17 protein-coding genes are annotated in these 20039 nt (G+C 40.0%); all 17 read left to right on the top strand.

All coding sequences use genetic code 11. The features are described 5' to 3' along the window. Nucleotides 1–1083 precede the first annotated feature (1083 nt). The 17 genes from QYF49_RS23870 to QYF49_RS23950 all read left to right on the top strand — a co-directional run bounded on the left by QYF49_RS23870 (nucleotide 1084) and on the right by QYF49_RS23950 (nucleotide 20036). Nucleotides 1084–1833, top strand: coding sequence for a GntR family transcriptional regulator (locus QYF49_RS23870; RefSeq protein ID WP_290402092.1), 750 nt, complete (start codon nucleotides 1084–1086; stop codon nucleotides 1831–1833). Nucleotides 1834–1962: 129 nt separating this feature from the next. Further along, complete coding sequence (locus tag QYF49_RS23875) at nucleotides 1963–3711, top strand: class I mannose-6-phosphate isomerase (RefSeq protein ID WP_290402093.1); 1749 nt, start codon at nucleotides 1963–1965, stop codon at nucleotides 3709–3711. Between the two features lie 176 nt (nucleotides 3712–3887). Then, nucleotides 3888–5192 carry an ABC transporter substrate-binding protein gene (locus QYF49_RS23880; RefSeq protein ID WP_290402094.1) on the top strand — a complete coding sequence of 435 codons (1305 nt, stop codon included), beginning with the start codon at nucleotides 3888–3890 and terminating at the stop codon, nucleotides 5190–5192. 61 nt (nucleotides 5193–5253) lie between these two features. Continuing rightward, nucleotides 5254–6165 carry a carbohydrate ABC transporter permease gene (locus QYF49_RS23885; RefSeq protein ID WP_290402095.1) on the top strand — a complete coding sequence of 304 codons (912 nt, stop codon included), beginning with the start codon at nucleotides 5254–5256 and terminating at the stop codon, nucleotides 6163–6165. Between the two features lie 12 nt (nucleotides 6166–6177). After that, nucleotides 6178–6993 (top strand): carbohydrate ABC transporter permease, encoded by an 816-nt coding sequence (locus tag QYF49_RS23890; protein WP_290402096.1) that lies wholly within the window; start codon nucleotides 6178–6180, stop codon nucleotides 6991–6993. A gap of 125 nt (nucleotides 6994–7118) precedes the next feature. Beyond that, nucleotides 7119–8093, top strand: a complete 975-nt coding sequence (locus QYF49_RS23895) for a BadF/BadG/BcrA/BcrD ATPase family protein (protein ID WP_290402097.1) — start codon at nucleotides 7119–7121, stop codon at nucleotides 8091–8093. 48 nt (nucleotides 8094–8141) lie between these two features. After that, complete coding sequence (locus tag QYF49_RS23900; protein WP_290402098.1) at nucleotides 8142–9791, top strand: MGH1-like glycoside hydrolase domain-containing protein; 1650 nt, start codon at nucleotides 8142–8144, stop codon at nucleotides 9789–9791. 37 nt (nucleotides 9792–9828) lie between these two features. Next, complete coding sequence (locus QYF49_RS23905) at nucleotides 9829–10506, top strand: SGNH/GDSL hydrolase family protein (RefSeq protein WP_290402099.1); 678 nt, start codon at nucleotides 9829–9831, stop codon at nucleotides 10504–10506. Between the two features lie 421 nt (nucleotides 10507–10927). Beyond that, a complete protein-coding gene (locus QYF49_RS23910) occupies nucleotides 10928–11224 on the top strand; it encodes a glycoside hydrolase family 2 TIM barrel-domain containing protein (protein ID WP_290402100.1) in 297 nt (98 codons plus the stop codon). 17 nt (nucleotides 11225–11241) lie between these two features. Continuing rightward, nucleotides 11242–11373, top strand: coding sequence for a hypothetical protein (locus QYF49_RS23915; RefSeq protein WP_290402101.1), 132 nt, complete (start codon nucleotides 11242–11244; stop codon nucleotides 11371–11373). A gap of 559 nt (nucleotides 11374–11932) precedes the next feature. After that, nucleotides 11933–12715, top strand: coding sequence for an IclR family transcriptional regulator (locus QYF49_RS23920; RefSeq protein WP_290402102.1), 783 nt, complete (start codon nucleotides 11933–11935; stop codon nucleotides 12713–12715). A 9-nt stretch (nucleotides 12716–12724) separates the two neighbouring features. Continuing rightward, entirely contained in the window at nucleotides 12725–14053 is a 1329-nt protein-coding gene (locus QYF49_RS23925; protein ID WP_290402103.1) for an ABC transporter substrate-binding protein, read from the top strand. A 32-nt stretch (nucleotides 14054–14085) separates the two neighbouring features. Continuing rightward, nucleotides 14086–15021: a carbohydrate ABC transporter permease gene (locus QYF49_RS23930; protein ID WP_290402104.1), complete on the top strand. Its 936-nt coding sequence runs from the start codon at nucleotides 14086–14088 to the stop codon at nucleotides 15019–15021. A gap of 2 nt (nucleotides 15022–15023) precedes the next feature. Next, nucleotides 15024–15857: a carbohydrate ABC transporter permease gene (locus tag QYF49_RS23935; RefSeq protein ID WP_290402105.1), complete on the top strand. Its 834-nt coding sequence runs from the start codon at nucleotides 15024–15026 to the stop codon at nucleotides 15855–15857. 15 nt (nucleotides 15858–15872) lie between these two features. Continuing rightward, a complete protein-coding gene (locus QYF49_RS23940; protein WP_290402106.1) occupies nucleotides 15873–17225 on the top strand; it encodes a GH39 family glycosyl hydrolase in 1353 nt (450 codons plus the stop codon). Beyond that, nucleotides 17222–18730: a M81 family metallopeptidase gene (locus QYF49_RS23945; RefSeq protein WP_290402107.1), complete on the top strand. Its 1509-nt coding sequence runs from the start codon at nucleotides 17222–17224 to the stop codon at nucleotides 18728–18730. The genes QYF49_RS23940 and QYF49_RS23945 overlap by 4 nt, the downstream gene beginning before the upstream one ends. Next, nucleotides 18720–20036: an aspartate aminotransferase family protein gene (locus QYF49_RS23950; protein ID WP_290402108.1), complete on the top strand. Its 1317-nt coding sequence runs from the start codon at nucleotides 18720–18722 to the stop codon at nucleotides 20034–20036. The genes QYF49_RS23945 and QYF49_RS23950 overlap by 11 nt, the downstream gene beginning before the upstream one ends. Nucleotides 20037–20039: the final 3 nt, after the last annotated feature.

The following is a 20039-nucleotide window of genomic DNA, read 5'->3' on the forward strand; positions in this document are numbered from 1 at the left end:
TTCCGGCGGCATGTTTCTCTGAACCTCCAAACGAACAGCTTACTCACTAAGTTAACGAAGAACTAATAGCACAATGCACAATAAACAAACAACAAAAGCCGGTTCTTCATTCCTTAGCGTAGGAAAAATCGGTTTTTCGTTTATCAGCATATGCAATAACATCAGGGTCATGCGAAGTATTTATCAAATTTTACTGCATTACAATCTTATAGAATAAGAGGTCTATATTGGGTGTCTCAGCTTTTGGGACACCCTCATATATTTACACAAAAGTTAATTGTTCAATGGTTTTCGGATAATGAGTAATCAGTTCTGCACCACTGGTTCGCAGGACAACTGTGTCTCAGTGGCGGAAACCACCTATACCAGGGATATAAATCCCGGTTCAATACAAAATACCATTCCTTCATCCAAGGTTAAATTGTTATCAAAGCGGACTTAGGGCTTTTCCTGGCATATCACAAATGTTCTAAGTGCATTTGGACGTTCTCTTCGAATGGCTTCAAGGATTGAAAGCGGCAGGGAAAAAAGGGTGCTGTTCCATCGGATTGCCAAGAACCAATTCCCAAAAAAGAGTGGCTAGTCCACCTGTTTTTTCTTTCAAGCATAAATTCTCGACTTCTTTAATGACCTCAGCAGTTTGCGGATCCAGAGGAACTGGATATTATGAGAACAATCAAACGTCATCTCGCCTTTGGACATGGCATCCATAGTGGGAGCGTCACCTGGCACTTCACTCTGAGTTCACAGGGGTTAACCTCTCTGCCGGTTGCTCTTTAACGGAGGAAGACCCGCCTTTATCGCGCGAAGGGGCAGTCGCGACGGAGTGACGGAGTGAGGGCGTCGTCCTCACTCTGGTTACCCCTTGCCACAATCAATAAGCTGTTCATCTGCATCCGTTAACCTTTTCAGTCAATTTTTCAGAGAAAAGCGAATACTATGGTCTTGAGCCAATCGTATCCAGAATCTAGACAAGAAAGTAAGTATTTGGATCTGTGTTTTTAAAATTGGTTTGCTAATCCATCATGCAATTATGTAAAATAGGATTGATATAACATTACTATATTGAATAAAGGAGAAATAATGGTAAACCGACTGAATACAGATAGAGATGCGGCTCCACTTTATATACAAATCAAATCTGAATTAAAAGGAAAAATTGAGAAGGGTGAATGGAAGACGGGAGATAAAATACCGTCTGAAATGGAGCTTTGTAAATTATATAATGTTAGCCGAATTACCGTAAGAGAAGCGATAAATGAGCTAGTCTGGGAGGAATATCTCGTTAGACACCGGGCAAAAGGAACATTTGTGCTTGATTATCAGCAAAAAGAAACGGACAAAGATTATTATACTTACGTCAAAAGCTTCACTTATGAGATGAATGAGTTAGGAGAAAATGTGACGACCATTCATGCGGAAGTGAAAAAAATAAAAGCAGATCAAGCTTTAGCAAAACAGTTAAATGTTAAAGAAGGGGATGAAGTGATTGAACTAAAGCGTTTAAGAGGAATGCCGAATAAAGTGCCTGTTTTCTTTAAAACCTATTGGGCACATCAATCTAATTTTTCTCTTGATTCAAAGGATTACTACGGCTCTTTCTATGAAATGCTAAAGATAAACGGGATTATTTTAACAAATGTAAAAGAATATTTAGAAGCAGTAAAACCTAATGAAGAAGTTGCACAAAGGTTGAACATTTCTGAAGATACACCTATTTTAAAAAGGGTAAGAAGTGCAAAAACTCAAACAGGCGACTTTGAGGAGTATACAGAATGCTTTTATATTGGAGAAAGTTATCGATACTATATTGATCTTACTGCCAAAACCTAAAAAATGGGCTATTTTAAAAAAAGGTTTTCATTGTCATAACATTATGATAATATCAGTCTATGATTTAATGTCATAACATTATGATATTTCAATTTATATGATATAAAAAGATGGTGTAGGTGATATAGCATGGGGAACTATAACAAATTTCCTGAGATTAGGATTGAAGAGCAAGATAATAGCGCGTGGCAGGGCTATGCGCATATACAGTCGGAGATTTCACAGATAACTAATGGCAATCAAAATCCTAAGACAGTTCTCATGGTAGATTGTTATCCAGGGGTTCGGTATCAAGAGATCTTAGAGGGTCTAATTTTACCGCTTAAGCCGGATCTCATTATTCATTCAGATGATCTTGCTTTTTCAGGTGAAAAAATAACAGAGATGATACAACGGAACTTAACAGATGATCGAGTTTTCGGAGTGATGAGCAGCCACCAATTATGCGAGTTTTTTGATAGACTTCTTGTTGAGCATGCAAGAGAAAGCATCGGTGAAGTTGAAAGCGGATTAATCGTCGTTTATGGAGTAGGTGCCCGTCTCATTTGTATTCCGGATGTACTGGTCTATGCTGACTTGGCGAGGTGGGAAATTCAACAGCGTTATCGGTCACAAGAATTAGGAAACTGGAAAATGGAGAATTTTGATGAAGACTTTCTACGGAAGTATAAACGTTCCTATTTTGTAGAATGGCGGATTGCTGATCGTCATAAAAAGCAATTTTTTTCAGAAATTGATTATCTATTAGATACAAATGAAACCAATGATCCGAAAATGCTCAAAGGACAAGCTTATTTAAATGGACTTCAGCAAGTGGTTAAACAACCATTTCGTGTCGTACCTTATTTTGATCCAGGGGTATGGGGCGGTCAATGGATGAAAGAAGTGTGTGATCTCGATCCAGACCAAGACAATTTTGCATGGAGCTTCGACGGTGTTCCGGAAGAAAATAGTCTTTATTTGCGTTATGACGATGTAAGAGTTGAAGTACCTTCCATTAATCTCGTATTTAGGCATCCAGTTGAACTTCTTGGAGATAAGGTTCATGCTCGTTTCGGAACAGAATTCCCGATTCGCTTTGACTTTTTAGACACAGTCGATGGTCAAAACCTAAGTCTACAAGTTCATCCTTTAACGGAGTATATTCAAGAAACATTCGGTATGCATTACACGCAGGATGAAAGCTATTACATTCTTGATGCAAAAGAAGAAGCAACGGTTTATCTTGGCTTAAAAGAAAACATTAATAAAGAGGCAATGCTTGAAGACTTGAAAAAAGCAAATCATGGTTTAGGATCTTTTGATGATGAAAAATATGTCAGCCAGTACCCAGCGAAAAAGCACGATCATTTTTTAATTCCAGCAGGAACCATCCATTGCTCCGGTAAAAACTGTATGATTCTTGAGATCAGCGCTACACCTTACATCTTTACCTTTAAATTATGGGATTGGGATCGATTAGGACTAGACGGTTTACCGAGACCCGTTCACTTAAAACACGGAGAGAAAGTCATCCAGTGGGATCGAGACACGAAATGGGTAAAAGAAAATCTAATCAACCGAATTGAAATAATCAACGAAGAAGACGGTTGGATTCAGGAGAAAACTGGTCTTCACGAACGGGAATTTATTGAAACTAGAAGACATTGGTTTTCAAAAAAAATTCATCATCACACCAATGGAAGTGTACATGTATTAAACCTTATTGAAGGTGAAGAAGCCATAATTGAAAGTCCTACTGGCCAATTTAATCCGTTTATTGTTCATTATGCAGAAACGTTCTTCATCCCTGAAGACGTAAAAGAATATACCATACGTCCGTATGGGAAAGCAAAAGGAAAAACCATTGCAGTCATTCAGGCGTTTGTAAGAGTTTAACAAACCTGAAGGAGTATGAACTAAAAGAAAGCGATTGCAGTAACAGTTCAGGACTTGATGGATAGGTTTTGCGAAGGCTATCATCGACATCAGTATGCCTATGCCGCCAATGATTGTTGGAAATCTATTTAAAATCTTAAGCGTTTTCATCTTCCATTTAGAAGGAGGGGGTTATATTGAAAAAAGTAAGATGGTTCGTGATAGCAGGGTTAGTCTTGTCTTTGGGATTAGCAGGCTGCAGCAATAACAATTCCTCAAATACGGAACAACCTGTTTCTATTCGAATGCAAATTGCATGGGCAACGGACACTGAACGTGGAAAGGCCATTCAGAGAATCATTGATATATTTGAAAAGCAAAATGAAAACATTGATGTAAAGCTAGTAGGATCTTCACAAAATAATCAAAAGTTATTAACACAATTATTAAGTGGAGATGCTCCGGAGGTTCTTCAAATTCCTTATCGTGATGAACTAAGCTTAGGATCGCAGGGGGCATTTGTAGATTTAACAAAAGAATTTCATGATCAAAAAAATTACTATTATGAAAATATTGTTAAATTAGGAACGGTTAATAATAAGTTATATGGATTTCCATGGTTAGGCAGCTCCATCCAATTAGTTTATAACAAAACAATGTTTGAAGAAGCGGGGATTACGTCCCCTCCTGACACATGGGAAGAATTATATGAAATCGCGAAAAAATTAACGAAAGATACGAATGGTGATGGGAAAATCGATCAATATGGCATAGGTTTAGTGGGGAAACAACATCCGGATATCGCATGGTTAGTAAGTATGTTTTTCAATCAAGCTGGTGCAAATCTTGTTGAAAAAGAAGATGGGAATTATCAGGTTGCTCTAAATTCGCAAGAGGGCAAGCAAGCACTAGATTACTATAAAAAAATGGTAGACGAAGTGTCACCTCCTGATACAGCAAACAAAGATGGCGGCGGTGTCATGGCAGATTTCTTAAACGGAGAAGTGGCAATGGAGTTTCAAGGTCCCTGGGGAATTACGGATATATGGCAAAATGGCAGTCCATTTGAAGTCGCGGCTGCACCTACACCAGCAGGTCCCGCTGGAAGAGCGTCTGATTTAGGACTATATATGCTTTCGATCCCGGCAGACATTGAAAAGGAAAAAGAAGAAGCAGCCAAACGACTCATCTCCTTTCTAGCTTCGAAAAAGGCGCAAGAAATGATCTTGACAGGTGAAAAAGGCAAGGATGGGAAATATTATCCATTACGTTTACCAATGCGGAAGGATCTTGCCTCTACTGACTATTATAAGAAACATCCTGAGTTCTTAGTCTTTATGGAAGGACTGGAATATCCGAGCATTTCTTCTCCAACCGATTCATGGGCACGGGTCCAAGAGGAAGTATACCAAAGTGAGCTTAACAAACTTGTTACTGGTAAATCAGCCGAAAACGTACTCCGCACAATTGAAGAAAAAGGAAATAAACTCATTGAACAATAGAAAATAGCGAATGAGCACCTTTCCCATAGCTAGGTGTTCCCCTTAAAAAGGTGGTCTAAAAATGAGTATGCTAAGAAAGAAACTTAAAAAAGTAGATTGGTCCGGTTATGTTTTTTTGTTTCCAGCTCTTTTGATCTTAACGTTATTTCTGATCTTTCCCATTATGTGGGCGTTCATAGCTAGCTTTAAAGAGATCAAACCATTAGAAATGAAATACTCTGGGCTGTTTAACATACCAGGTGAATTTGTTGGGATTTCCCAATATATTGAAGTCTTTCAAAATGATCTGTTTATTAAATCGTTGTTCAACACAGGCTACTTTGCAATTATTTATATTCCAATTACTTTAATAAGTGCTGCATGGCTCGCTATATTACTCAACCGAAAAATGAAAGGGGTAAACTTCTTCAGAACCGTCTTGTTTATCCCCTATATTATTTCAATTGTAAGTGCGAGTTTGATTTTTTTATATATCTTTAATAGTGAGCAAGGAATGGTGAACGCCATGTTACACAAATTTGGTGGTTTAAACGGGCCCAACTGGCTGTCTAATTCACTATTGGCGATGCCGGTAATTGCGATTATGAGCTCATGGAAAATGATTGGGTACTTCATGATCATCTATCTTGCTGGTCTTCAAAATATCCCATACAGTTTATATGAAGCCGCTGATATGGATGGAGCCAATTCATTTCAAAAATTTTGGCATGTGACATGGCCATTACTTGGTCGTATTACGCTCGTTGTAAGTGTGCTGTTAATGATTGATGTCTTGAAAGTCTTCCAAGAAGTTTTCGTGATGACTGGCGGAGGCCCGGGGGATTCTACGACAACTGTTCCGTTCTTGATTTTTAATGAAGCCTTTAAATACTATCGAATTGGAACCGCTTCAGCGATGTCATACATTTTGTTTTTTATTGTGATCATTATAACAGTCATCCAAAAACGATCAGTAGATAAACGTCTTGGCTAAGGAGGAAATAACATGAGAAAAAAAATAGCCGTTCAATCTATTATGTGGTTATCCTGTTTTATTTTCTTATTACCTTTATACTGGCTTTGTATTTCCAGTGTGAAAACAACCAGTGAAATTACTCGTTTTCCCCCTACGTTTTGGCCGGATCATTTTGAATGGAGTAACTTTACATTGATTTGGGAACGGTTAGATTTCACACAAACTTTTATGAACTCAATCGTTGTCTCTGTTTCGACAACCATTTTATCGACGCTCTTTGGTGCGATGGCTGGTTACGCCTTATCGAAAAAACGTATCTTTGGGAAAAACGTACTCTACCAGGCGCTCATTGGTACAATGACCGTACCTCCAGCCGTTTTATTACTACCTTTATTTTTTATCATCATTAAGTTTGGGTTTTATGATTCTTTGCTAAGCTTGATTTTACCTTTTGGAGTAACGGTTTTTGCTATCTTTTTCATGAAGCAATATATTGATGACATACCTGATGAGCTGCTTGAAGCCGCACGGATGGATGGATGTAACGAATATCGGATATTTTTCCAAATTGTCATCCCGTTGATTAAACCAGCTTTAACCACTTTAGTGATCATTGAGTTCGTTAACAACTGGAACTCATTTGCAATGCCGCTCGTGTTATTGCAAAGCGAAGAAAAATTCACATTGCCGCTGAAACTGGCGATGTTATCTTCAGAGACGGTTGCCGTTCCATGGTCACAAATATTAGCAGCTAACTTATTAACGATTCTACCTGTTGTTATCTTATTTATTCTCCTTCAGCGTTACTTTATTAAAGGAATTATGGACGGTGCGGTGAAAGGTTAAGTTTTTTAGAAACCCAGGTTAATAACTTGTAGTAAGTCACTTGATTCAAGTCGAGTGAGGCGGGGAATAAACAATGCTCCCTCACTCAGAAAGTTTCACTCTGTATATTCAAAGGGGGGCCATTTGTGTCATTAGTTCTTGGAGTGGATGGGGGAGGCACAAAAACAAGGGCGGTTGTAGTAGATGAAAAGGGAAACGTGATAGGGTCGGGTATGAATGGACCGTCCGATTATGATGCAGTCGGCATGGAGCAAGCCAAAGAAAATCTTCAGGTTGCCGTTGTACAAGCTTGTGATTCTTTGTCCAGCACCTCCGAACTGGATGCCGTTTATCTTGGCCTCGCAGGTGTCGTTTCCAGTCGAGATATTCAAGTCGTTCAAGCTATGTTAGAGGGGATTGATATTTCTCCAAAGACCATTGTAAAAATCAGTCATGATTGTAGTACAGCTTTGGCCGGGGGAACGGGAGGAAAGCCGGGAATTGTCTTGATTTCAGGTACAGGTTCTTCTTGTTTTGGACGTAATGCCAATGGCGAGGAATGCCTCGCAGGATGCTGGGGCTACTTATTCGCAGATGTTGGCAGCGGTTATTATCTTGGACATCAGGCACTAACAGCTATCCTAAATGCATATGACGGCACAGGTGAAACAACCGCATTAACCCAACCAGTTCTTGAAGCGTTAAAGGTCAATCACATGATGGAAGTCATGCACCGGATATATCACCCCCGCATAGATATTAGCGGGATCGCTGCGCTTGCGCCCATTGTAACAGAACTTGCAGGGCAGGATAATGTGGCAAAATCCATTATTGTTAACGGCTGCAAAGGCCTCGTTAAAGTTGTTGGATCTGTTGTGAATAAACTTGAGTTTAAAGAGGATTTCCCTATTGTTCCTGTTGGCGGTCTGGCATCTTCTGACTCTATTTTTTCAAAAAATCTCTTTAAAATGCTAAAGGAAGCTTATCCAACAGCCAATATATCAAAACCACTTGCATCCCCTCTAGCGGGTGCAGGAATTTTAGCACTTCAAGAACTTGGGTTAAAAGTGAACGAAGAAACGTTCATCAAAATGGGTAAAGAAATCAACCGGATATTCTAATCCAACTTTGTAATAAGATATATTCGGTACCAGGAGGAAGATAATTGTATGGAACAGAATCACTCTCATACTCAACAACGTGGCCAGTACTTTCGCAAAAAAACGTATCAAGATACAACGATCCTTCCATTTAGTGAAGCACGATCCTTCTTGCCTGAACCGTTTTGCGAGAAATATCCTAACGAAGAAAATTGTTACTGGCGAACCTGGGAATTGGCCTATAAAAATATTTATCAGCCAACAGAGGAAAGCGGCTTTGTCAGTAATTTTGTAGATGCTGCTTTCAACCAAGATATCTTTATGTGGGATACGGCTTTTATCACGATGTTCTGTAATATCGGACATCCTTATATACCTGGGATTCGGTCGCTCGACAATTTCTATTGTAAACAGTTAGAGGATGGGGAAATCCCTAGAGAAATCATTAGAGAATCTGGCGAGGATTTTTCAAGATGGGTCAACCATGAAAAGAGGCCTCTCCATTCCTTTTTTCATAATCATTATGAACATCGTGGCTTATTCGGCTCAGAGGCGCCGAGTTATGAAGAGATGTATGTTCCTAAGTTAGGAAGGGAGGTAAAGAACCCACCTTACTTAACACTAGACAATCTGAATCATCCAATTATGGCATGGGCTGAACTGGAAAGCTACCGACATACAGGTGATATTAACCGTTTAGAGCTCGTTTGGGAGCCACTTTTAAAATTCTATGAATCTATGTGTTACCATCTACACAATCAACACGGATTGTTCGTTACCGATTGGGCGAGTATGGATAACTCCCCAAGAAATTACTATCTGGGCAGTGGTGTTGATATCAGCTGCGAGATGGTGTTGTTTGCCCGCAACTTAGTAGAAATGGCAAACATCTTATCAGCTAAGTATCAATCTGAGGGAAAAGTTGAATTAGGAAAGGAGTTTACCGCTCCTATTAAAAAATTAGAAAACGATGTCAAGACCTTCACGGAATCCATTAATAGGAAGATGTGGGATAAAGACAGCGGTTTTTATTATGATGTCACCGATGACGGTCAACGATCACCCGTCAAAACGATCGCCGCCTATTGGTCGCTATTAGGAGAAGTAGCCGATGAGGAGCAGGCAAAGCAGTTAGCCAAATGGCTTCAGGATCCTAAAACATTTGCGAGAGTTCATCGAGTTCCTACTTTAGCAGCAGATGAAGAAGGATATAATCCTGACGGAGGCTATTGGCGCGGATCCGTTTGGGCTCCTACGAATATGATGGTGACCCGGGGATTAGAGAAATATGGATATGACGAGCTTGCGCAAGAAATTGCGCTTAGCCATTTGGAGAATGTCGTACAAGTATTTGAGGATACGGGTACGATATGGGAGAACTATGCTCCAGACAGTTTAAAAGCGGGCGACGCAAATAATAAAGACTTTGTAGGGTGGTCAGGTATTGCCCCGATTCTATATTTCTTAGAATATCGGATTGGGCTGCGTGGTAATTCCGCCAAAAATGAACTGACATGGAAGATAGACTCTAGTTTAGGAGAAGTGGGCTGTCATAGGTATTGGTTTGCAGGACATACCATCAATCTCCGTGCAGTACCTCAGCCAAATGGTACAGTGAAAGTGGATGCAGACAGCGATGGTCCATTCACTTTACATGTGCAATGTGGTCAACATAAGAAGACGATTCAGATCTACGGAAAAGAACAGTTTAGTTTGTAACTTGCTTGCATCTTATAAGGGTTAGGGGGTTTTTTTGTTGAAGCAGAAAAAAGTGATTGCTTGCCTTGGTGATTCTATGACAGCATTTTGGGGTCCTGAAATGCCCCAGTTAAGAGAAGCTTTATCATCGGCATTTACTGACCAAGATTTTGAATTGCATAATTACGGTGTTGGTAATACAAGAGCAGAATATGGAAATTACCGCATCACTCATGAATATCCTAATCCTTTTGGTGAAGGAAAACAGAAAAGTTTATCTGCCGTTAGTCCTGATTTGGTCGTCGTAGAATCGTTTGCTTATAATCATCGATTGGATGGTCAACATCATATATCAAACTACCAAAATATACTGAAGCAGATCGTGCAGACTATCAAAGAAACGACACCTGCCAAGGTTTTGTTTTTAGTGACTATACCACCAGACAAAAATAATTTTCTTAATAATGTCCTGCCGCTTAAAGATATTGCTGTAGCAATAAGAAGAGAATGGGCAGAATATACCGATCAGTACCTTCATGCAGCGATTGATTTTGCAGAAAAAGAAGAGCTGCCATTCGCTAATGTTTACCAACGTGTGCTAAATGAAATCGATCGAGGTACACCTATTCGTTGGTTTATCGATCAAAATGATAATATCCATCCTAGTAGATATGCCTATTTGGTAAAAGCGGGTGAGATTGTTAATGCAATAAAGAAACACAAGTTACTTTTTTAATGGCTCTGTTATTCTGGATCCCTAGATGCAAAAGGACTAAATCTTGATCCTTTTAATTTAATATTTCTTGTGGAACGACCCCGTAATTCCATTGGCCTTTCAATAGTTCTAAGACGGGTTACACAACGGCCAATTATGTTCTTATTTCACATTGCTTGCATGCAAGTTAAAGTATATGCAACGAGATAAAGTTCTACAAAATCATCGTTTTTGGTCTTTTGTCAAGAAAGTAGAGTCTTACGTGAAAAGAGAACCATGACCGTCGCTACAGGATGCGGTCTGGCACCCCAGCTATTGTCACCGCCTACACCCATTTGTTCATAGTTGACTTGACGTTCACCACAATAGCATCTAATTTTGTCAGCTGATAAGCAACGACCAATGAGTCAAAATACAAAGTAACTTATACCATATACGGCATGTGCAAGGTGAAGAAAATAACGGATATCCGGACTTTATCTGGGATTGGGTGGATCAGCAATTAAAATGGCCGACACCAAAAGGAAGTAAGGAGAAATGGTACTTTGCGTATGGCGGTGACTGGAGTGATAAGCCGAATGACGACAACTTTATGGCAAATGGCCTTGTATCTGCGGACAGGACCTTACAGCCCGAACTCACGGAAATAGTTACAAATAGCATCGGCTATAGATCAAAATTTCCAGATTTAAAGGGATATATCCGTCTGAATGTTATTTGCAACTATATAAACCAATAAGGGAAGGTAGCTGACAGATGAGCATGTTCGTAAAAGAAGCTATGAATATAGGCGGGCTGCAAAAAGCTAAGATCATTGCTGGCCACAGTGGGGTTGATAAATTAATTGAACATGTAAGTGTTATAGAAGTGCCTGAGTCCAATGAGTGATTCAGAGGGAAAGAGTTGTTTCTAACGGCCTTTTATACGATCAAAAATAATGTGGAAGCCCAATTCGATTTAATAAAAACCTCGCTGGGAGTATGTTATCCAGGTATGTATTACGATACCATACCTAATGAAGTGATTAAGATGGCGACGAACTTTCCATCCCGATAATAGAAATCCCAAGGGAAGTAGCATATATTGAGATAATCTCTCCTGTTATGGAAATCATTTGGGCATCGAGTTCATTATGATTTGTTTAACAGGAACCTTCTGGCTTACTGCATAAAAGCCGATTTATAAAAGATATCCTTTAATTTAAATTAATGTGCGGTATAGCCTCCATCAACAAGAAGAACTATTCCTTTTTAGATTGCTAGATTTCGCCATTATCGAATTATAACAAGCCAATTTTCCTCGGTTGAAGCAGAATTGGCTTTTTCTGTCGGAAATAATAACCCAATCTTTTAAATATTTTAAAATTCAGATATTTACAAAAATAACAAACATTGATATCATGGTTTTATTCAGTGAAAACATGGTTTTATTTTTAAGAGGTGAAAAAATGAAAACAAAGGAATCCATTAATACAGAACGCTATAAAATCAACACATTAGAAAAAGCATTTGATCTTTTAGAAATATTGGCTAAAAAGAACTCCCTTAATCTGACTGAACTGTCGGCACACTTAGAGCAACCTAAATCCTCCTTATATAGAATTATTACAACACTTGAGTTGAGGGGATACATATCGAGAGATGAAACGAATGATAAATATTGTCTAGGCACTAAAACGCTAGAACTAACCAAAAATTTCTTAGAAGGAAACACACTGCTAAACGTGTCAAAAAGTAAAATGGATCACTTGGTTCAAACCACTGGGGAGTCTGTTAATTTAGGGATATTAAAAAATCATGAAATTCTTTATGTTGCCAGTATAGAGGGGAGTAACCCTTTAAAGTTTACAGAGGTTGTAGGAGCTAAAGCTCCTTTCCATGCGACAGCCATAGGTAAAGCAATCACAGCAAACCTACCTCTTGAACAATTTAATGCCATGATTTCAGATAATAAATTGTATCCGCTTACAGAAAATACAATATGCAGCATGAAACAATTAATGGTAGAACTTCAACTTACTAAAGAAAGGGGGATAGCCATCGATAATGAAGAAGTGGTACTTGGAGCCAAGTGTATTGCCGCCCCAATTTTTAATATGTTTGGAAAGGTTATTGCCGCAATCAGTGTTTCAGGGTCTAAGTATAATTTTACAGATGAGAATTTAAGTCACATCATTACTGAAGTGAAGGGAGCTGCAGAACAAATTTCAAAGGAACTTGGTCATAGCTGAAATTATTAAATGGCAAAAGGGGAGGAGATTTTCTTGAAGAAGCGATGTGTTTCATGGCTGATTTTGATTATGCTGTTTGCTGCAGTGCTCAGTGGCTGTAATTCTGACTCCAGTTCGGGAAAAGAAAATCTGAAAGGAGCTACCATTACCCATATGGTGCAATCGGCCACCAATAGACCGGAAGCATACAAGGAAATGGCTAAGGAATTTAAAAAAGAAACAGGCATCAATGTCAAGATTGTGGAAGCTCCCTGGGAACAAATGCATGACAAGATTATTAATGATTTAGTTACCTCAACTGGCACCTACGATGTTATGGATATTGACAGTGGCTGGGATGGGGAAATGGCACGCTACTTTCAGCCATTGGATCCTTATATTAAAAAGTATAAAGTAAACATGGACAATTATTTAGATATTTATAAGAATACAACAGGTATTAGTACACTGACGGGAAATAAGCGCTATGGTATTCCGTTAACAGGCCAAACGATGGCGATGTATTATAGAAAGGATCTTTTCGAGAAATATAAACTTGATGTACCTAAAACATGGAATGATTTTGATAATGCTCTTGAAACATTAAAGCAGGAGAAAGGTGTATACCCTTTTGTAACCGCAGGTGTAAATGTCCAATTGCCCAAATTGTTTTTTGCAAGATATATCCCTCAGGGTAAACCGCTTTTCACAAAGGACTTTAAGCCTCAGTTTAACAATCAGGATGGGGCTGCCGCTATAGATGGCATGAAAACAATGTTTAAATATGCACCGCCAGGTTATCTCTCGATGGATACACCTGATGCGGACCCAGTTTTTCTAAATGGAGAAGCTGCCATTATTCTTGCATGGCCCAACACGCTGAGTCCCCTCTTACAAAACACAAAAAGCTCCAAGATAAAAGATAAATGGGACGCCGTCGCCCCACCTGGACCCGGAAACCTAGGGCCATGGTATCTTTCTATTTCTAAATTCTCAAAAAATAAAGAAGCTTCATTTAAATGGATTCAATATCTCTCTGAAAGAGAAAATTCGAAAGAACTGATGGTCAAGTATGGGAATTATTCGACTCTCAAATCTGTTTGGGATGATCCTGCTGTGAAAGAAGCTATTCCTGGCGCGGAAGGTATTCTTAAAGCCATCAAAAATTGCTTCCTGCCAACCTATTTGATGCATCCGGCTGGCAATGAGTGGTTTGTCAAAACTGGATCCGCACTGTCCGATGCACTGTCTGATAAGACTTCCACCCAAGAAACACTAGATAAGATGGAGAAGAATTGGAATAGTGATAAAAAGAAAAATCCCCAAGGCTTAATCTATGAGGAATTAGGCGCGAATTAGGGATTTAGTGACTGGATATTGGAGGGGATTCCATGCAAACCGAGGCACGCATTCGAATACAGAGCGTCAAGAAATTGCCGCTTTTTAAAATGACCGATAGAAAATGGGCGGTTGTATTTCTAACACCTGGATTTATTTTAATGCTGATAGCTTATGTGTATCCTTTACTGTATTCGCTATACCTGAGTTTTTCATCTTGGGATATATTTAATCCGGATGGAAAAATTAAACTTCAAGGAATGCATAACTATTACAAAATTTTCACCAATGATGCCCTTCTTTCAAGCTTAGTAAGAACATCGATTTTCAGTTTTTCGGCTTTAGTCATACAATTGGTTATTGGTGTGTCTGTTGCCCTGCTAGTGACTTCAGAACATCTTAATCAAAAATTCACGTCGTTGGTGCGAGCATTCTTGCTTGCTCCTATGATTATTTCTCCTGTGGTAGCGGGGATTTTGTGGAGAACCTTGTACAATCGTGAATACGGGCCTATCAATTACTTTTTAAGCTTGGTGGGCATTTCAAAAAACCCTTGGATTGCCGATCCAGATACGGCCTTAATGTCCGTTATTATTGTGGAAATCTGGTTGTTTACTCCATTTGTCATCTTTATAATAACAGGCGGTCTTTTATCCTTGGCAAAAGAGCCTTTTGAAGCGGCCAAGGTAGACGGGGCCACCCCCTGGCAAATGTTCTGGAAGGTAACCCTGCCGCTTTTGAGACCGGTTATCCTCATTATTATTACGCTGAGGATAATGGATTTATTTAAAACCTTCGATTACGTCTATTCCATGACTTACGGGGGGCCAGGTGAAAGTACAGAAATTCTGACACTGTCCATATATAAGCAGGGAATCAAGTTTCTTGATGTAACCGGGGCAGCGGCTGCATCCTGGGTTTTATTATTAATTCTATTGCCACCTTCCCTCTATTTATTAAGAAAAACATTTATAAGGGAGGGCAGATAACGATGAAACCAAAATGGCATTGGAAGGTGCTTGGGTACGTGTATCTTACCATCGTGATCCTAGTCACGCTGTTTCCGGTCTATTGGCTCTTTGTCACCTCGATTAAACTTCAAAAAGACTGGCTGTCCCGGCCGCCCGTTATCTTTCCAAAACAAACCACTTTCTCAAATTTCCAAAAACTTCTTGCTTCTCCAGAGATGCAACTGGCGATCAAAAACTCCTTTGTTGTTGCAGCTTCAAGTACCGCATTGGCCATGCTCTTTGGCTCACTGACCGCCTATGTACTAACGAAAATCGTGCTTGGTAACAGGAGAGTAAATGAATTTTTGCTGATTGGAATTTTAATTACAAGGCTTTTCCCTTTCATTACTCTTCTCATTCCTTACTTCCTTATGATGAGAGACTTCCAGCTGATGGATACATTACAAGCATTAATATTAATCAATACTTCCGTTTTCTTTCCGTTTGTTGTTTGGCTTATGGTTGGTTTCTTTGAAAATATCCCGCGTGAAATAGAAGAATCCGCCATGATTGACGGATGCAACTTGTGGCAGCGTTTTCTTATGATTGTTGTTCCTATTACTAAAACGGGTCTTTCCGTTACAAGCATCTTCATCTTTATTGCATCCTGGAATGAATTTATTTATGCCATCACGTTTACTACACATCAGGCTAAAACCCTGCCTGTTATCATTGGTAGTTTCATTACAGATAAAGGCATTCAATGGGGTGACATGACAGCATTAAGCGTTATTTCTATTACACCTGTATTATTAATCGCCATTTTTTCTCAAAAATATTTTGTTAGAGGCCTGACAATGGGTGCAGTCAAATAATTCGGAGGATTTTATATGGCAGATATCAATATTGATTTGAAACCGGACGGCAGAAGGATTAAGCCACTGCATGGAGTGAATAATGGGCCTGTCTGTTATGGAGCATTGATTGATGTGACCGATTACTACAAAAAATTAGAGGTGCCTATGGTCAGGCTGCATGATCCAAACTGGCCGCACCCTAGGGAGGTGGATATACATACCATTTTTCCTGATTTTAATAAGGATCCTAGTGACCCTGCAAACTATGATTTTTCAAAAACGGATGAATACATTCAAACCGTGCTCCATACAGGAGCTGGCATTGTTTACAGACTAGGTGAAAGCATTGAGCACACTGAAAAAAAGTATTATGTGCATCCGCCAAAAGATTACGATCAATGGGCACAAATCTGTATTGGGATTATTCGACACTATAATGAGGGCTGGGCAGATGGCTTTCATTATGGCATCGAGCACTGGGAAATCTGGAATGAACCCGATTATGGAACGAGGATGTGGTCGGGCACAGACGAAGACTATTATCAATTTTATGAAGTGGTTTCAGTAAAGATAAAAGAAAGATTTCCTCATGTAAAAGTTGGGGGATATGCTGCGGCCGTCGCAACGTCTGACTATTTCGAAGGCTTTTTGGCTTGGTGTGAAAAAAAGAAGCTGCCTCTTGATTTTTTCTCTTGGCACATTTACACGGATGATCCCTTAAAAGTTCAGGAACATGCGATTCATGTCCGCAAGCAGCTGGATGCTCATGGATATAAGCGATCAGAAGTCTACCTGAATGAGTGGAACTTCTTTGATGGCGACTGGGAAACAATATGGCTTAAAGGTAGTGAACGGAAAAGAAGAGACTTATTTACAAAAGGAAAGGGAGCCATTGGAAGTTCCTTTAGTTTATCCGTCTTATTGCTTCTTCAAGACTGTCCTGTACAGATGGCCAACTATTATGACGCCCAGCCGACGGCTTTGTTTTGCGGATTATTTGATGCCCATGGCGTACCCCAAAAAACATACTACGCATTTGAAGCCTTTTCTGAATTGAGCCGGCACCCTCTTCGGATTAAAACTGACATCGCTCCGTCAGTTTCAGGATTGTATTGCTGCGGAGGAAAGGACAATGATGGCAACATGGTTATTCTAATCAGCAATTACAATGGAGAGAACAGGGAGTATTCCATTGACTTTAATGGAGGCGCAAACCGTAGTATGCAAGTATTGGCAGTGGATGAGATTCATAACTTAGAGTTGATTCATCAAACAAAGGTATCCAAATCGATGAAACTAGCGATTGGTGCGAATTCAGCCCTCATGCTTAAAATGGCTGTTAAACATGAAGGAACTCATGTCGGCATGAGAGGAAGATTGGAATGAAAAAAATACTAATTGGAGGAATCATCCAAGAAAGCAATACATTCAGTCCGGTAATGAGCACGATGAGGGATTTTCGCTCTAATCTTTTTCTGGAAGAAGAAGAAGTTCTCAAGCAGAATACGAAAAACGAGATTTTGGGTTTCATAGAAGGTGCCAGGGAAGATGGCCTCGAGGTGCAGCCTACCATCTTTGCTCATGCTATTTCTTCCGGGATGTTTACGGCCGATGCCTATAAGGAACTGCAGACCTGGTTTATAACCAAAGTTAAATCCTTTCATGATTATGAAGGAATTTACCTTGCCCTTCATGGAGCTATGGTTGCAGAGAATTGCGAGGATGTAGAAGGAGACCTTCTTGAACAGGTGAGGAGACATGTAGGAGAGAAGTTTCCGATCGTAATTTCACTTGATCTACATGCCAATGTTACGGGGAAAATGGCACGCCTAGTAAATGGAATCATTGGTTTTAGGACCTATCCGCACACTGACTTTTTTTCTACAGGATACCGGTCAGCCAAATATTTTTCTTCTTTATTGAAAAAAGAAATAGTACCTGTTATTGAATTTCGTAAATTGCCAATGATCATTCCGGCTGAAAAAAGCCAATCTTCCCATGGTCCCTTTGCAGATCTATTGGAAGAGGCTGTTATCGGAGAAAAAAGGGGAGATTCCATTGTAACCTCTCTATTTCCGGTACAGCCATGGCTGGATATAAAAGAAATGGGGGCCTCGGTCGTGGTAGTCGGAGAGAATCGGGAAAAAGCAAGCGCAGAGGCTGACCGTCTGGCGGAGCTTTTTTGGAATAAGAGGAATGAGTTTGTTGTTGAACTTTCCCAGCTTGATAAAATAGTCGCGAAATTAAGGGCTGAGGCTATTCGAAAAACTCCATTTGTGGTCTCAGATTCGGCCGACAGCCCGGGTGCGGGGGCTACTGGTGATAGCAACATTGTACTTAAAGAGCTTCTCCGTTTAAAGGCAGATGAGGATTTACATGTACTTTTGACCATAGTTGACGCTGCGGCAGTAGATCAAGCCATCCATACAGGTTTAGGAAAAAAGGTCACCCTTTCTCTAGGATATTCCCTAAATCTGAACAAATCCTACGGTTCACCCATCAAGGTAACTGGCACCGTGAAAAGAATTGGAGATGGGCGGTTCTTTTTAAGTGGGGGTTATGCCGAAAATACTGAAGCCTTTATGGGGAGGTGTGCTGTATTGCAAATAGGCACGATCTCTATCCTTATAACGGAACAGCCTACCTTTTCAGGAGATCCGGCCATGTACCGGTCAATGGGGATGGAACCATCAGAAGCTGATCTTGTGGTGGTCAAATCGGCGAATCAGTTTCGAGCCGAATATGAAAAGCTATCAAAACAGATTTTTATTCTGGATACTCCGGGCTGTAGTCCTGCAGATATAACATCGCTTCATTACAAAAACATCGATTTTCCATGTTATCCGTTTCAAGATCACTTTGAATGGAGGAGGAAATTATATGAAGTGTGATCTTTCCACTAAAAATTTTGAGAAATCGAGACACTATTTAGCCGGTGGTGTCTCAAGCTCATTGCGTTCCTCAATGAAGCCTGTCCCCCTGTTTGCGACTTCTGGAAAAGGATCTCGCCTACGGGATGTCGATGGCAATGAATATGTTGACTATTTATTGGCTTACGGCCCACTGATTCTAGGACACTGTCATCCGCAATTAACAGAAGACCTGAAGAGTCAAATGAAAAAAGGTTATACCTATGGCTTACAGCATGCTGGGGAAATTGAATTGGCCAAACTGCTGGTTGATATTATTCCTTCTGCGGAGAGAGTAACGTTCAGCGGATCTGGTACGGAAGCGGTTATGCTTGCATTGAGGATTGCGAAATCGTTTACGAAAAAAACTAAGATTGTCCGGTTCCAAGGTCACTATCATGGATGGTCTGATTCCATATTCACTTCTTTTCCAACGGCAGATATGAATAATAACTATTCCTCAGGCGGAAAATTAACCGTTCCTGGAACTTCTGGGCAGAGTGAAAAAAGCCTTGAAGATATCATTGTTCTGCCATGGAACAATACTGAAGTGCTGGAGGAAACGCTATATGCCCGCCGTAATGAAATCGCTGCCGTTATTACTGAGCCGGTGATGTGTAATTCTGGATGTATCCTTCCTAAAGAGGGTTATCTTGAAAGAATGAGAGAGCTTACTGAAGAGTTGGGAATCATCTTAATTTTTGATGAAGTAATTACAGGTTTTCGGCTGGGACTTGGCGGCGCGCAGGGCCGATTTAACATCAAACCGGATTTGACCACGATGGGCAAGGCTATTGCTGGTGGTATTCCGCTAAGTGCCGTTGGCGGAAGAAAAGATATTATGGCGCTCATCGAAGAAGGAAAAGTAAATCATCTAGGCACGTTAAATGGCAACCCTATAGCTGTAGCAGCTGCTATTTCGACCATCAACATCTTATCAGCACAGCACGGGGCTGTTTTTGACCGTATGGAACGTACTGCCCTAGATCTGGTAGAGGGATTGAGGAATCTATTAGAAAAACATCAAATCAAGGGAGTAGTTAACCAGATTGGCCCTGTCTTCCATCTGATGTTTACGAATTGCGATGTTGTGACTTCCTATGATGAATTTATGACCAGTGATTCTAAAGCGTATCAAACCTTTGCCGAGAAGATGTTGTCAGAAGGTGTATTGATTCGTCCAAATGGGCTCTGGTACATCTCAACTGAACATAGTAACCAAGATGTGAAAAACACTTTGGAAGCAGCAGACAGGGCCATAGCATCGCTTGTCAAGGAATACAGCTAATTT

The organism is Fictibacillus terranigra (genome assembly GCF_030412265.1).
GTDB lineage: Bacteria > Bacillota > Bacilli > Bacillales > Fictibacillaceae > Fictibacillus_C > Fictibacillus_C terrinigri.

Excerpts from the sequence above, each read along its gene's own strand:
- QYF49_RS23870 (WP_290402092.1), top strand. The coding sequence starts at position 1,084 with ATGGTAAACCGACTGAATACAGATAGAGATGCGGCTCCACTTTATATA.
- QYF49_RS23875 (WP_290402093.1), top strand. The coding sequence starts at position 1,963 with ATGGGGAACTATAACAAATTTCCTGAGATTAGGATTGAAGAGCAAGAT.
- QYF49_RS23885 (WP_290402095.1), top strand. The coding sequence starts at position 5,254 with ATGAGTATGCTAAGAAAGAAACTTAAAAAAGTAGATTGGTCCGGTTAT.
- QYF49_RS23890 (WP_290402096.1), top strand. The coding sequence starts at position 6,178 with ATGAGAAAAAAAATAGCCGTTCAATCTATTATGTGGTTATCCTGTTTT.
- QYF49_RS23900 (WP_290402098.1), top strand. The coding sequence starts at position 8,142 with ATGGAACAGAATCACTCTCATACTCAACAACGTGGCCAGTACTTTCGC.
- QYF49_RS23915 (WP_290402101.1), top strand. The coding sequence starts at position 11,242 with ATGAGCATGTTCGTAAAAGAAGCTATGAATATAGGCGGGCTGCAAAAA.
- QYF49_RS23920 (WP_290402102.1), top strand. The coding sequence starts at position 11,933 with ATGAAAACAAAGGAATCCATTAATACAGAACGCTATAAAATCAACACA.
- QYF49_RS23925 (WP_290402103.1), top strand. The coding sequence starts at position 12,725 with ATGGCAAAAGGGGAGGAGATTTTCTTGAAGAAGCGATGTGTTTCATGG.
- QYF49_RS23930 (WP_290402104.1), top strand. The coding sequence starts at position 14,086 with ATGCAAACCGAGGCACGCATTCGAATACAGAGCGTCAAGAAATTGCCG.
- QYF49_RS23935 (WP_290402105.1), top strand. The coding sequence starts at position 15,024 with ATGAAACCAAAATGGCATTGGAAGGTGCTTGGGTACGTGTATCTTACC.
- QYF49_RS23940 (WP_290402106.1), top strand. The coding sequence starts at position 15,873 with ATGGCAGATATCAATATTGATTTGAAACCGGACGGCAGAAGGATTAAG.
- QYF49_RS23945 (WP_290402107.1), top strand. The coding sequence starts at position 17,222 with ATGAAAAAAATACTAATTGGAGGAATCATCCAAGAAAGCAATACATTC.
- QYF49_RS23950 (WP_290402108.1), top strand. The coding sequence starts at position 18,720 with ATGAAGTGTGATCTTTCCACTAAAAATTTTGAGAAATCGAGACACTAT.